The 14,398-nt window shown below is 39.7% G+C and carries 10 protein-coding genes; all 10 read left to right on the top strand.

All coding sequences use genetic code 11. The features are described 5' to 3' along the window. The first annotated feature begins 94 nt into the window (after window positions 1-94). The 10 genes from RRU92_RS09630 (at window position 95) to mltG (ending at window position 14,365) form a co-directional block, all read left to right on the top strand. Window positions 95-1,717, top strand: coding sequence for a polysaccharide biosynthesis protein (locus RRU92_RS09630; protein WP_315639641.1), 1,623 nt, complete (start codon window positions 95-97; stop codon window positions 1,715-1,717). Window positions 1,718-1,907: 190 nt separating this feature from the next. Beyond that, the gene (locus RRU92_RS09625) at window positions 1,908-3,866 is read left to right on the top strand and encodes a peptide ABC transporter substrate-binding protein (RefSeq protein ID WP_315639640.1); all 1,959 of its coding nucleotides are present in this window, start codon (window positions 1,908-1,910) and stop codon (window positions 3,864-3,866) included. Between the two features lie 145 nt (window positions 3,867-4,011). Beyond that, on the top strand, window positions 4,012-5,106 hold the full coding sequence (locus RRU92_RS09620; protein WP_315639637.1) for a cystathionine gamma-synthase: 1,095 nt from the start codon (window positions 4,012-4,014) through the stop codon (window positions 5,104-5,106). 4 nt (window positions 5,107-5,110) lie between these two features. Continuing rightward, window positions 5,111-6,277: a MalY/PatB family protein gene (locus RRU92_RS09615; RefSeq protein ID WP_315639635.1), complete on the top strand. Its 1,167-nt coding sequence runs from the start codon at window positions 5,111-5,113 to the stop codon at window positions 6,275-6,277. A gap of 92 nt (window positions 6,278-6,369) precedes the next feature. Next, window positions 6,370-9,456, top strand: a complete 3,087-nt coding sequence (locus tag RRU92_RS09610; RefSeq protein WP_315639632.1) for a DEAD/DEAH box helicase — start codon at window positions 6,370-6,372, stop codon at window positions 9,454-9,456. A 58-nt stretch (window positions 9,457-9,514) separates the two neighbouring features. Next, window positions 9,515-10,111 (top strand): cystathionine gamma-synthase, encoded by a 597-nt coding sequence (locus tag RRU92_RS09605; RefSeq protein ID WP_315639630.1) that lies wholly within the window; start codon window positions 9,515-9,517, stop codon window positions 10,109-10,111. A gap of 11 nt (window positions 10,112-10,122) precedes the next feature. Then, window positions 10,123-11,457, top strand: a complete 1,335-nt coding sequence (gene murC / locus RRU92_RS09600; protein ID WP_315639629.1) for a UDP-N-acetylmuramate--L-alanine ligase — start codon at window positions 10,123-10,125, stop codon at window positions 11,455-11,457. A gap of 8 nt (window positions 11,458-11,465) precedes the next feature. Then, on the top strand, window positions 11,466-11,981 hold the full coding sequence (locus RRU92_RS09595; RefSeq protein ID WP_315639627.1) for a GNAT family N-acetyltransferase: 516 nt from the start codon (window positions 11,466-11,468) through the stop codon (window positions 11,979-11,981). After that, window positions 11,978-12,472, top strand: coding sequence for a GNAT family N-acetyltransferase (locus RRU92_RS09590; RefSeq protein WP_315639626.1), 495 nt, complete (start codon window positions 11,978-11,980; stop codon window positions 12,470-12,472). Before RRU92_RS09595 ends, RRU92_RS09590 begins: the two co-directional genes overlap by 4 nt. 75 nt (window positions 12,473-12,547) lie before the next feature. Then, window positions 12,548-14,365, top strand: a complete 1,818-nt coding sequence (gene mltG / locus RRU92_RS09585) for an endolytic transglycosylase MltG (RefSeq protein WP_410530777.1) — start codon at window positions 12,548-12,550, stop codon at window positions 14,363-14,365. Window positions 14,366-14,398 lie beyond the last annotated feature (33 nt).

The following is a 14,398-nucleotide window of genomic DNA, read 5'->3' as shown; positions in this document are numbered from 1 at the left end:
TGTAAACCGAAAGTCTGAATTTTACAAGTAACAAGGAAAAGTTTATAATGGAAGATAAGGAACATTTCCGTTATTAAAATTAAATGAGGAAGTTATGTCTAACGAAAATAATCATCAGCAGGCCCAGATGTTACGAGGGACTGCCTGGCTAACGGCTAGTAACTTTATCAGTCGCTTGCTCGGGGCCATCTACATCATCCCTTGGTATATTTGGATGGGAACTTATGCCGCTAAGGCAAATGGACTTTTCACCATGGGCTACAATATCTACGCCTGGTTCTTGTTGATTTCAACAGCAGGTATTCCTGTTGCGGTCGCAAAGCAGGTCGCTAAATACAATACCATGCATGAGGAAGAGCATAGTTTTGCCCTGATTCGGAGTTTCCTAGGCTTTATGACAGGACTTGGTGTGGTCTTTGCTTTAATCTTGTATCTCTTTGCCCCTTGGTTAGCAGATCTTTCTGGTGTTGGTAAGGAGCTCATCCCCATTATGCAGAGTCTAGCTTGGGCAGTCTTGATTTTTCCGTCCATGAGTGTGATTCGTGGATTTTTCCAAGGGATGAATAATCTTAAACCTTATGCCATGAGTCAAATTGCTGAGCAGGTTATTCGTGTTATCTGGATGCTCTTAGCAACCTTTATCATCATGAAGCTGGGTTCAAAAGATTATCTATCAGCAGTTACCCAGTCTACCTTTGCGGCCTTTGTGGGAATGGTAGCTAGTTTTGCAGTTTTGCTTTATTTCCTTTATAAGGAAGGATTGCTTCAAAAAGTTTTTGAAACCCGAGATAAGATTGATAGTAAAGGTCTCTTGATTGATACCATTAAGGAAGCTATTCCTTTTATCTTGACTGGTTCGGCTATTCAGCTTTTCCAAATCTTGGACCAGATGACCTTTATCAATAGCATGAAGTGGTTTACCAACTACAGTAATGAAGACTTGGTTGTCATGTTTTCTTATTTTTCTGCCAATCCAAATAAAATCACCATGATTCTCATATCGGTTGGAGTTTCCATTGGTAGTGTAGGATTACCACTTTTAACTGAGAACTATGTCAAGGGGGATTTGCAGGCAGCTGCTCGTTTGGTGCAAGATAGTATCACCATGCTCTTCTTATTCTTACTTCCAGCAACTGTTGGAGTAGTCATGGTTGGTGAACCTCTCTATACAGTCTTTTACGGTAAGCCAGATGGCTTGGCGATGGGCTTGTTTGTCTTTGCGGTCTTGCAATCAACAATTCTAGGCTTGTACATGGTCTTGTCCCCTATGCTTCAGGCTATGTTTCGTAACCGCAAGGCAGTCTTGTATTTTGTTTATGGCTCAATTGCTAAGATTGTTCTACAATTACCATCAATAGTTATTTTCCATAGTTATGGTCCTCTCATTTCAACGACTATCGGTCTCATCATTCCAAATGTCTTGATGTACCGAGATATCTGTGAGGTGACAGGTGCACGTCGAAAAATTATCTTGAAGCGAACAATTTTAGTCACAATTTTGACTCTAGTCATGTTTATTCTGGTAGGCTTCTTACAATGGATGATTGGATTTGTCTTCCAACCAACTGGACGTTTCTGGAGTTTCCTATATGTCGCCTTAATTGGTACAATCGGTGGTGGGCTCTACGGATTCATGAGTCTCTATACTCGTCTCTTGGATAAGGTTATTGGACAGGCAAAAGCGGACCAGTTGCGAGAACGCTTGAAAATATCATAATAGTTTATAAATAAAATGAACAATTTGAACTTTCAACTCTAAAAAAGTTTAAATTGTTCATTTTTTATTTAAAAAAGAGAGAAAAAAATAAAAATTGTAGAAAAAAGATTAATTTATGTCTATAATCGCTTGACTAAAAAAAACAATAGCTGTATAATGATACAAATATTTAAATTTGGAGGTTCTGGAAATGAAAAAGTCTAAGGCAAAATATCTGACGCTGGCAGGCCTTGCCCTAAGTGCTGGTCTACTATTGGCGGCTTGTAGCAACTCAGCTAGTTCAACTAAAACATACAACTATGTCTATTCTAGCGATCCGTCTAGTTTGAACTATCTTGCAGAAAACCGTGCAACAACCAATGACATCGTTACCAATTTGGTAGATGGGTTGATGGAAAATGACCAATACGGTAACTACGTTCCATCCTTAGCAGAGGATTGGAGTGTTTCTCAGGACGGTTTGACATACACTTATAAACTTCGTAAAGATGCTAAGTGGTATACCTCTGAAGGTGAAGAATATGCTCCAGTAACTGCCCAAGATTTTGTAACTGGTTTGAAATATGCTGCTGATAAAAAATCCGAAGCTTTGTACCTGGTTCAAGATTCTGTAGCAGGTTTGGATGACTATATCAACGGGAAAACAAGCGACTTTTCAACTGTCGGAGTCAAGGCTCTTGATGACCAAACAGTTCAGTACACTTTGACACGACCAGAATCTTATTGGAATTCTAAAACAACATCAACCATTCTCTTCCCTGTCAATGCAGACTTCCTGAAATCAAAAGGGGATGATTTTGGTAAGGTGGATCCTTCTAGTATTTTGTACAATGGACCTTTCTTGATGAAATCCTTTGTTTCAAAATCTGTCATCGAATTCAAGAAAAATCCGAACTACTGGGATGAAAAAAATGTCTTTGTAGATGATGTGAAATTGGCCTATTATGATGGTAGTGACCAAGATGCACTAGCTCGTAACTTTGTAGAAGGAGTCTACAGCTACGCACGTCTTTATCCAAATAGCTCAAGCTTTGAAGGAATTAAAGAGAAGAACAAGGATAACATCATCTATAGTATGCAAAATGCAACTTCTTATTACTTGAACTTCAACTTGGACAGAAAATCTTATAACTTCACGTCTAAGTCCTCAGATATCGAAAAGAAATCAACTCAAGAAGCAGTTCTGAATAAAAACTTCCGTCAAGCCTTCAACTATGCATACAACCGTACAGCCTATGGAGCACAATCTCAAGGGGAGGACGGAGCAACGAAGATTATTCGTAACCTAGTTGTACCCCCTACATTTGTAACCATCAACGGAAAAGACTTTGGCGATGTTGTTTCAGAAAAGATGGTCAACTATGGCCAAGAATGGCAAGGAATCAACTTTGCAGATGCACAAGACCCATACTACAATCCTGATAAAGCTAAGGCTAAATTTGCGGAAGCCAAGAAAGAATTGGAAGCTAAGGGTGTGCAATTCCCAATCCACTTGGATGTATCAGTTGACCAATCAGCTAAAAAAGGTGTACTTGAAGCAAGCTCTTTGAAACAATCCATCGAATCTGTTCTAGGAGCTGAGAATGTGGTTATCGATATCCAACAGCTATCAACAGATGACTTTGACAACTCTAGCTACCTAGCTCAAACTGCAGCTCAAAAAGACTTTGATATCTATAATGGCGGTTGGAGTGCGGACTACTTGGATCCATCAAGCTATTTAGATATCCTAAATGTCAATAACGGTGGTATGTTGCAAAACATTGGTCTAGAACCAGGTGAGGTCAATGACAAGGCTAAGGCAGTTGGTCTGGATACTTACACTCAAATGTTAGAAGATGCTAACAAGGAGCAAGAACCAGCGAAACGTTATGAAAAATATGCTGAAGTTCAAGCTTGGCTCGTTGATAGCGCCCTTGCAATTCCAAACGTTTCTAAAGGTGGAACACCTACATTGAGAAAAACAGTTCCATTCTCTGCCGCCTTCTCTCAAGCTGGTAATAAGGGTGTTGAATCCTACAAATACGTGAAATTGCAAGATAAGATTGTCACAACAGCTGAGTATGAAGAAGCTAGACAAAAATGGCTGAAAGAAAAAGAAGAATCTAATAAAAAAGCCCAAGAAGATTTTGCTAAACACGTTAAGTAATCAGTCTATTCAACAGGAAAAACGATAGTTTCTCAGGAAGCTATCGTTTTTGTATAGTTTGAAACTATAACTAGCTCTTGAAAACAAGAAAACGAAGGATCCAAAATAAGTGGTACAATAGTTACTATAGATTTGGAGGTAAAGTATGAGCAAATCATTTCATATCAACACAATTTTAGCCCAAGCAGGTATTAAGTCAGATAAAGCGACAGGTGCTTTGGTAACACCAATTCACTTTTCAACGACCTATCAGCATCCAGAATTTGGTCAATCAACTGGATTTGACTATACCCGCACCAAAAACCCAACTCGTAGCAAGGCAGAGGAAGTTTTAGCAGCTATTGAATCTGCCCACTATGCTCTAGCAACTAGTTCAGGTATGTCTGCGATTGTGTTGGCCTTTAGTGTCTTCCCAGTAGGAAGCAAGGTTTTGGCTGTCCGTGACCTTTACGGTGGTTCTTTCCGTTGGTTCAATCAAGTGGAACAGGAAGGTCGTTTCAACTTTACCTATGCGAACACAGAAGAAGAGCTAATTGCCGAGCTAGAAAAGGATGTGGATGTACTTTATATCGAAACACCAACCAACCCTTTGATGTTGGAATTTGATATTGAAAAATTGTCAACATTAGCTCATGCTAAAGGAGCGACAGTTGTCGTGGATAATACCTTCTATAGCCCGATTTACCAACGTCCAATTGAAGATGGAGCAGATATTGTCCTTCATTCGGCGACAAAATACCTTGCAGGCCATAATGATGTTCTAGCTGGTGTAGTTGTGACAGATAATGCTGATTTGTATGAAAAACTCTTTTACAATCTCAACACGACAGGGGCTGTCTTGTCACCATTTGATAGTTATCAATTGATTCGTGGTCTCAAGACCTTGTCACTTCGTATGGAGCGCTCAACAGCTAATGCTCAGGAAATCGTAGCCTTTTTGGAACAATCACCTGCAGTCAAAGAAGTTTTGTATACAGGTCGTGGGGGAATGATTTCCTTTAAAGTGGCAGATGAGAAGCGCATCCCTCATATCTTAAATACTTTGCAAGTATTCTCTTTTGCTGAAAGCCTGGGTGGTGTTGAAAGTCTGATTACCTACCCAACTACTCAAACCCATGCAGACATTCCTGCAGAGGTTCGCCATTCTTATGGATTGACAGATGACCTCTTGCGCTTGTCTATTGGTATTGAGGATGCCAGAGATTTGATTGAAGATTTGCGTCAAGCCTTGGAAGGATAAGACTATGGGAAAATATGATTTTACGACTTTGCCCAATCGTTTTGGACATCATACCTATAAATGGAAAGAAGCAGAGACTGACCGTCAAGTATTGCCGGCCTGGATTGCTGATATGGACTTTGAAGTCTTACCTGAGATTCGTCAGACAGTCCATGATTATGCAGAGCAATTAGTCTATGGCTATACCTATGCTAGTGATGGCTTGATTGAAGCCGTTCAAAACTGGGAAGAAAAACACCATGGCTATCGTTTTGATAAGGATGCTCTAGTCTTTATCGAAGGAGTAGTACCAGCCATTTCAACAGCCATTCAAGCCTTTACCAAAGAAGGAGAAGCAGTACTCATTAATACACCCGTTTATCCTCCTTTTGCTCGCAGCATTAAGCTCAATAATCGTAGACTAATCACCAACTCTCTAGTAGAAAAAGACGGACTTTTTGAGATTGACTTTGATCAATTAGAGAAAGACTTTGTTGAAGAGGATGTGAAACTTTACGTTCTTTGCAATCCTCATAATCCTGGTGGACGTGTTTGGGAAAAAGAAGTCTTAGAGAAGATTGGACAACTTTGTCAAAAACATGGAGTTTTGTTGGTGTCTGATGAGATTCACCAAGACTTAGCCTTGTTTGGAAACAAGCACCAGTCATTCAATACGGTAAATGAAGATTTTAAAGAATTTTCACTGATTTTAAGCAGCGCTACCAAGACCTTCAATATTGCGGGAACAAAGAATTCCTACGCTATTATCGAGAATCCTAAGTTAAGAGTGGCTTTCCAAAAACGCCAGCTAGCTAATAATCAACATGAAATCTCAGGTTTGGGCTATTTGGCGACAGAAACTGCTTATCGTTATGGAGAGGATTGGTTATCTGAACTCAAAGAACTGATTGAGAAACACATCAATTATGTCGTCGATGTGTTTGGTAAAGAAACTAAGATCAAGGTCATGAAACCTCAAGGGACCTATCTCATTTGGCTTGATTTTTCAGCCTACGATATTAGTGATGAAGAATTAAGAAGCCTTTTAAGAGACGAAGCCAAGGTTATCCTGAACAGAGGCTTGGACTTTGGCGAAGAAGGAGCCCTCCATGCTCGCTTAAATGTAGCCATGCCGACATCTGTCTTGGAAGAAGTTTGCCAGCGAATCATTGCTACTTTCGCTAAATTTTAAGAAGCTAGCCTTTTAGGAGAAAAGTACTCCTAGAAGGCTATTTTCATAGGAAGAAATGTGGTATAATTAAGAGATAAAGTAAAGGGGAAAATATGGCTAAATTGATTCCAGGGAAGCTTCGAATGGAGGGAGCTCAACTCTACGAAACTAGTCAGATTGAAATTATCAAAGAGAGAGACCATCGCCTCTATGCGCGTGTAGCAGATGAAGAAATTCGCTATAGCCTGGATGATGATTTGGTTTTTTGTGCTTGTGATTTTTTCCAAAAAAGAGGGTTTTGTGTGCATTTGGCAGCACTAGAGCATTACCTGAAAAATGATCCGATTGGTCAGGAACTCTTGGGAAATCTGGAAAATGTGTACGAACAGAAAGAAGAAGTTGAAACTCAGGTTACTTTTGGAGGAAAGTTTTTAGAATCCGTCCAAATTCCGAAACTTTCTGAAATCTATCAGTTGTCTGCTCAGGGGCAGATTGAAGCAGGGACTAATCGCATTATTTGGACTTTGAGAGTCGGTCTTATCCAGACGCAGAAATTTTATGTAATCCGAGATATTCCCCTTTTTCTGAAGGTTTTAGAAACTAGTAAACCCTACATGATTGGAAAGTTATATGAAACTTCCTTGAATATTCGTCAGTTTGATGAAAGTAGCCAATTTGTTCTGAATTTCCTTCAAGGAATTGTAGAAGATGAGGTTGAAAATGCCCTCTTTTTCCAAAATCAAGGTCGTCATCTCGATTTCCCGCTGTCTTTTTTTGAGCAGGGTGTTAGTCTGCTGATGGGCTTAGATGCATTCCAATTTGACCATCAGATTTCAAGCTATCCTCATCTTGTATTTCAAGATTTTAATGGTCAAGCAGGCTTATTTACCTTTCAAATTGAAGAAAAATCCAACTATTATGAGATGGAAATTGTCCAACAGGTAGGACTCAATTCATTTTATAAGGGACAAGTCTTGTTTACAAAAGGTACATTTTATCTTCTGTCTAAAGAACAAGCTAGACTTATAGAAAAATTAAAAAAAGTATCTATCGATAAAAGTGGTAGAAAGATTTTACAATTTGATACAAGTGATCGAGATCTTCTAGCTTCGACCTTGTCGCAGTTTAAAGACATAGGAGAGGTAAAAGCCCCTGATGCGCTTCAAATTCAGACTTTCCGTCCTTCGTTCTACATGGAAGGAGAAGAGGACGGTTCTATCCGTTTGGATATGCAGTTTCAGTATGAAACTTGCTTAGTAACAAATCGCAATGAACTAGAGAGTCTTCCTTTTGCTAGTGATATTCAACTGGAGAAGCAAGTCTTTCAGTTGGCTCTATCTGCTGGATTTGAAGCAGATTTTCGTTCATGGCGTCAAAGTTTGAAAGCTGATGCAGTCCATGCCTTCTTTCAGGAAGTTTTGCCATCCTTTGCAGCACTTGGAGAATTAAGGATTTCTGAGAGCTTGCAAGATCTCTATCAGGTTCAGAAGCCTCAAGTACACATCTCATCCAAGGGAAGCCTATTAGAAATTCAATTTGATTTTCAAAATATAGATCAAGAAGAAATCGATAGAGCAATGAAAGCGCTAGTTGAGAAGCAGGATTATTACATCAGCTCTTCGAATCAGGTTTACTATTTCGATGATCAGACCAAGCGTATCCGTCAGGATTTAGAAGAATTAGGGATAGAGGACCTACAAGATGGAGCTTTTCGAGCTCGTAAATCCCTAGCTTATACCCTATCTCATCTATTTAAGAATCAGGATCAAATTTCTTTCACCGAAGAATTTCGCAATCTGGCCCATGATTTGACGCATCCAGAAGATTTTCCGATGAAAGAGCTGAATATCCAAGCAGAACTTAGAGACTATCAGAAAAAGGGAATTCAGTGGCTTCAAATGCTTCACCATTATGGCTTTGGTGGGATTTTAGCAGATGATATGGGACTTGGGAAGACCTTGCAAACTATCGCCTTTTTAAGTAGTCAGGTTCAAGCAGATACTAGTGTCCTAATCCTTGCTCCGTCTGGCTTAATCTATAACTGGGCTGATGAATTTCAAAAGTTTGCTCCAGATTTGGATGTCGTGGTCGTGCATGGCTTAAAATCTCATCGAGAGTCAATTTTGGCAGAAAATCATCAGATTTATGTGACAAGCTATGCTACTTTCCGTCAAGATAGTGAAATTTATCGAGACCTATCTTTTGATTTTCTTTTTCTAGATGAAGCTCAAGTGATGAAAAATGCACAAACGAAGATTGCTCAAAGTTTACGACGATTTGTGGTTCCATCTGTCTTTGCACTATCAGGAACACCGATTGAAAACCATCTGGGAGAACTCTGGTCGATTTTTCAGATTGTCTTACCAGGCCTCTTACCTGCTAAGAAGGAATTTATGAAACTATCAACCGAGAGAGTGGCTCAATTTATCAAACCCTTTGTCATGAGACGTAAGAAAGAAGAGGTTTTGACAGAGTTACCTGACTTGATTGAAGTTGTCTATAAGAATGAACTGGAGGATCAACAAAAAGCTATCTATCTTGCTCAACTGCAACGGATGCAGGAACGTTTGGGACAGGTAAGCGATTCGGAATTTCAACGAAATCGTGTCGAAATTTTGACTGGACTCATGCGTCTGCGTCAGATTTGTGATACGCCTGCGCTCTTTATGGAGGACTACCAAGGAGAGAGCGGAAAGCTGGATAGTTTACGAGATTTGCTGGTTCAGATTGCTGAAGGTGGACACCGTGTACTTATTTTCTCACAATTTAGAGGTATGTTGGATCGGATTGAGCAAGAGCTGCCTGACTTAGGCTTGACTTCCTTTAAAATTACGGGTTCAACACCTTCGCAAGAACGTCAGGAAATGACCAAGGCCTTTAACCAAGGAGAGCGCGATGTATTTTTAATTTCCCTAAAGGCTGGCGGGGTCGGTCTCAATCTCACTGGTGCCGATACAGTCATTCTAGTAGACTTATGGTGGAATCCTGCAGTTGAATCGCAGGCTATCGGTCGCGCCCATCGTATGGGGCAAGAGCAAGCTGTTGAAGTTTATCGCCTTGTGACTCGAGGTACAATTGAAGAAAAGATTCAAGAATTACAAGAGAAAAAGAAAAATCTTGTTTCTGAAATCTTGGATGGAACAGAGTCTCGTGGCAGTCTGAGTCTAGCTGAAATACGAGAAATTTTAGGGATTTCATGAGCCTATACTTGAAAAATCAAGACATTACGCTATAATGGAGTATTGAAAGGAAATAAATATGACACAAAAACGATTTCCAATAGTGGCAGATGATGAAGTCATGTTGACAGAAATGCCAGTTATGAATCTCTACGATGAGTCTGATTTCATCAGTAATATAAAAGGTGATTACCAAGACAAAAACTACTTGGAATGGTCTCCAATCACTGAAGACAAAAAGCAAGAGAAAGTCAAACCTTTTGTAAAACCGATTGAGAAAAAAGAAAAATCCTATGCTGAATTAGCGCGTGAAGAAGCTCGCGCGGATTTGAAAAAGAAGCGCTCGGCTAGATATTTGACTCAGGATGTGAGTCATACGAGACGTCAAACGAAAACAAGCCATGTGCGTCCAGCAAATCAACCGACAGCACCTTTTCAAAAGGAAAATCCAGGAGAATTTGCGAAATATAGTCAGAAGTTAGGTCAGTCTCACTATATTTTGGCAGAAACAGTTTCTCAAGTGGAACATCCAATTTCAGATGGTGAAACAAGTCGTTCCAAGAAAAACAATTATGACTTTTTAAAGAAAAGCCAAATTTATAACAAAAAAAGTAAACAAAAAGAACAAGAACGTCAAGTGGCCCAAGAGCTTAACTTGACTAGAATGAGCGAATAGAGGGGAAGAAAATGGCAAAAACCTATCATTTTATCGGAATCAAAGGATCAGGTATGAGTGCCTTGGCTTTGATGTTGCATCAAATGGGGCATAAAGTTCAAGGTTCTGACGTTGAAAAGTACTACTTTACACAACGTGGACTAGAGCAAGCAGGGATTACAATTTTACCGTTTGATGAAAAAAATCTTCAAGGAGATTTAGAAATTATCGCTGGTAATGCCTTCCGCCCAGATAACAATGTTGAAATTGCTTACGCGGACCAAAATGGTATCAGCTATAAACGTTATCATGAGTTTCTTGGTAGTTTTATGCGTGACTTTATCAGTATGGGAGTTGCTGGTGCACACGGTAAGACTTCAACAACTGGGATGCTTTCTCACGTCTTGTCACACATCACTGATACTAGCTACTTGATCGGAGATGGTACAGGTCGTGGTTCTGAAAATGCCAAGTATTTTGTCTTTGAATCAGACGAGTATGAGCGCCATTTCATGCCATATCATCCAGAGTACTCTATCATCACTAACATTGATTTTGACCACCCTGACTATTTCACAAGCTTAGAGGACGTCTTCAACGCCTTCAATGATTATGCCAAACAAATTACTAAAGGCTTGTTCGTTTACGGTGAAGATGCTGAGTTGCGTAAGATTACAGCAAATGCCCCAATCTATTATTACGGTTTTGAAGCAGAAGGTAATGACTTTGTAGCAAGTGACTTGCTTCGTTCTACAACAGGTTCAACCTTTACCGTTCACTTCCGTGGTCAAGAGTTGGGCCAATTCCACATTCCAACTTTCGGTCGCCACAATATCATGAATGCTACAGCAGTGATTGGTTTGCTTTATACTGCTGGTTTTGACTTGAATTTAGTACGTGAACACTTGAAGACTTTTGGTGGAGTGAAACGTCGCTTTACAGAAAAGGTTGTTAATAATACAGTTATCATTGATGACTTTGCTCACCATCCAACTGAGATCATTGCGACGCTAGATGCTGCACGTCAAAAATACCCAAGCAAGGAAATCGTGGCTATCTTCCAACCACATACCTTTACTCGTACAATCGCCTTGTTGGATGATTTTGCCCAAGCCTTGAATCAGGCTGATGCAGTTTACCTCGCACAAATCTACGGTTCAGCTCGTGAGGTGGACCATGGTGATGTCAAGGTAGAAGACCTTGCCAATAAAATCAACAAGAAACATCAAGTTATCACAGTTGAAAATGTTTCTCCACTCCTAGACCATGACAATGCTGTCTATGTTTTCATGGGAGCTGGCGATATCCAAATTTATGAATATTCATTCGAACGTCTCTTGTCTAATTTGACAAGCAATGTTCAGTAAGGAAGAACATGGAATTTCCAATTAAAATCAGGGAAGCACAGCAATCAGATATAAATCAGATTTGCTTGATACAAGAAAGTATTTCAAATTCCCTAGAAATATTGAATAGAGAAATAATAGAAGAACGTATCCGCAACCATGCGGGTACGTTTCTCTTAGCTAGCTTGGATGATCAAGGGATTGCTTGTATCACTGCGACGACACCTCCTATTCCCTCTTTAAGACAATGGATGCTTGAGATCAGAGATGAGGAATTCATTAATGAGAGCGCAATCATCCTTGAAGATTTAGCTGTTCATCCAGATTACCAAGGGCAAGGTTTTGGAACTTTGTTGCTAGCAGCTTTGAAGGAAGTTACCCGTCAGCAAGATAGACCAGGTATCTATCTGCTTTGTGAGGATGAGTTGCTAGCCTACTTTGAAATGAATGGATTTCTTGACCGAGGTTTAGCTGATGTGCCAACTAGTAGTGAAACTTATTTTCATATGTTTTGGGCAAATCCCTATTTTCAGGAGGAAAGATGATTATTAGACAAGCAAGGCTTACAGACCTTGATCGTATCCTAGAGATTGAGTTGGAAAATTTCTCTGCTGAGGAGGCTATTCCAAGATCTGTCTTTGAAGCTCATCTGAAGGAAATTAAGACCAGTTTCTTAGTGGCTGAAAAGGAGGGACGAATCCTTGGTTACGTTGAAGGGCCGGTAATGCCTCATCGACATTTACAAGACCAGTCCTTTACAGAAGACATTAAAGATTATAGCCGTCAAAAAGGTGGCTATATCTCTGTGACTTGTCTATCCATTGCTAAGAAAGCTCAAGCTTTAGGTGTTGGACGAAAATTATTGACCGCCTTAAAAGAGCTCGCTCTTGAGCATGAGCGTGAGGGAATCAATCTAACCTGCCATGACTATCTCATTGGATATTATGAAAAACATGGTTTTGTGAATGAAGGAAAATCCAAGTCGACTTTTGCTGGTGAAGAATGGTATGATATGGTCTGGGAAAACACGAATTAGGCATTAGAAAGGCATCTATGGTTGCTTTTCTTTAGTTTTTAAGATATAATATTATGGATTATCAAGAAGGAGGTAATACCTTTGAGCGAAAATTCAAGAGAAGAAGAAAAGTTAAGTTTTAAAGAACAAATTTTAAGAGACTTAGAAAGATTGAAAAGAGAAGAAGAGCTTAGCGCTACCGAGAGTGGTAAGGATGTGCTTTTCTCTGATTTTAGTACTCTTTCAAAGACAGATGAACTAGTGAAAGAGCCGTCTGTAGAAGACTTGATGGAAGATTCAGTTTCATTAGTGGATGAACTATTTGCTAATGCTCCAACAGTTCCACCACGTCCGTCTTTGTCATCAGAAGAACCTGTTGAACCAGCTGTAGTTCCAGAAAAAGTTACACCTGCGGAACCAGCTGTAGTTCCAGCAGAAGTTACATCTGAAGAACCAGCTGTAGCTCTAGAAAAAGTTACACCTACAGAATCCGCAGTAGCTACAGAACCAGTAGTACCTACTGTAGATCGAGTTGAATCTCATGTACCTGCTCAGCCCGTTCAAGAAGAGAAAGAGTTCAATGCCAATTCGACAAGGATTCCAGTTTCTTATCGTACGAATCAGGCCAAACCAAGTCCTGCTCGAAAGAATATTAAACCTCAACCGAAACCAACAGTTCTTGCAAAAGAAACTCCAAGTCAAGAACCGGTTGCTCCAGTTGAAACTAGACCTGAACTTCCTAGAAGAAGTCGTAAAGAATCAGTGAAACCAATCAAGAAAAAGAAAAAATCACGCTTGAAAGGATTTTTCGTAACAGTATTTGTTTTATTGATTTTACTAGGTGCGGGTGGATTCTTCGGTTACCGTTATGTCGAGTCTGCACTCCAACCGGTTGATGCTAATTCAAAACAGTATGTCACTGTTCAGATTCCAGAAGGAGCTAATCTTCAGCAAATTGGGGATACCTTAGAAAGATCTGAATTGGTAAAACACGGTTTTATCTTTAGCCTTTATGCTAAGTATAAAAACTACAATGATTTGAAATCTGGTTACTACAATTTGCAAAAGAGCATGAGTACAGATGATATCATCAAAGAATTGCAAAAGGGTGGAACTCCTCAACCTCAAGAGGTTGCACTTGCAAATCTTACAATCCCTGAAGGTTATACCATTGATCAAATCGCACAAACAGTTGGTCAGCTTCAAGGAGAGTTTAAAGAACCTTTGACGGCTGATGCCTTCTTGGCAAAAGTGCAAGATGAAACCTTCATCTCTCAATTAGTTGCTAAGTATCCAACCCTTCTCGGAAGTCTACCAACTAAAGAAAGTGGTGTTCGTTATCGTTTAGAAGGTTATCTTTTCCCAGCAACTTATGCTATCAAAGAAAGCACAACTATTGAAAGCTTGATTGATGAAATGGTGGCAACTATGGACAAAAACTTGTCAGCACATTACTCTGCAATCAAAGAAAAGAACTTGACAGTGAATGAACTCCTCACCATTGCATCACTTGTGGAAAAAGAAGGTTTGAAAACTGACGATCGCAAACTGATCGCTGGAGTTTTCTATAATCGTTTGAACCTTGGTATGCCACTTCAGAGTAATATTGCTATTCTCTATGCAGAAGGTAAGCTAGGACAAAATATTAGCTTGGCAGATGATGCAGCAATTGATACAACAATCAATTCACCATATAATGTTTATACAAACCTTGGCTTAATGCCTGGTCCAGTAGACAGTCCAAGTCTGGATGCAATTGAAGCTAGTATCAATCAAACTAAGAGTGACAATCTCTACTTTGTAGCCAACGTACAAGATGGCAAGGTTTACTTTGCAACGACACGAGAAGAACATGATCGAAACGTTGCAGAGCATGTTAATAGTAAATTGACACAATCAAGTAGTTCAAACTAACTCTTAGAACAAGATTTGCTATTAAATCCGTGA

The sequence above is a fragment of the Streptococcus sp. DTU_2020_1001019_1_SI_AUS_MUR_006 genome (assembly GCF_032340315.1).
In the GTDB taxonomy this organism is placed as follows: domain Bacteria; phylum Bacillota; class Bacilli; order Lactobacillales; family Streptococcaceae; genus Streptococcus.
Note: the sequence above shows the minus strand (reverse complement) of the source record. Positions and strands in the feature narration are given on the sequence as shown.

Coding starts and splice junctions, on each gene's coding strand:
- RRU92_RS09630 (WP_315639641.1), top strand. CDS start 95: ATGTCTAACGAAAATAATCATCAGCAGGCCCAGATGTTACGAGGGACT.
- RRU92_RS09620 (WP_315639637.1), top strand. CDS start 4,012: ATGAGCAAATCATTTCATATCAACACAATTTTAGCCCAAGCAGGTATT.
- RRU92_RS09595 (WP_315639627.1), top strand. CDS start 11,466: ATGGAATTTCCAATTAAAATCAGGGAAGCACAGCAATCAGATATAAAT.
- RRU92_RS09605 (WP_315639630.1), top strand. CDS start 9,515: ATGACACAAAAACGATTTCCAATAGTGGCAGATGATGAAGTCATGTTG.
- RRU92_RS09610 (WP_315639632.1), top strand. CDS start 6,370: ATGGCTAAATTGATTCCAGGGAAGCTTCGAATGGAGGGAGCTCAACTC.
- RRU92_RS09625 (WP_315639640.1), top strand. CDS start 1,908: ATGAAAAAGTCTAAGGCAAAATATCTGACGCTGGCAGGCCTTGCCCTA.
- murC (WP_315639629.1), top strand. CDS start 10,123: ATGGCAAAAACCTATCATTTTATCGGAATCAAAGGATCAGGTATGAGT.
- RRU92_RS09590 (WP_315639626.1), top strand. CDS start 11,978: ATGATTATTAGACAAGCAAGGCTTACAGACCTTGATCGTATCCTAGAG.
- RRU92_RS09615 (WP_315639635.1), top strand. CDS start 5,111: ATGGGAAAATATGATTTTACGACTTTGCCCAATCGTTTTGGACATCAT.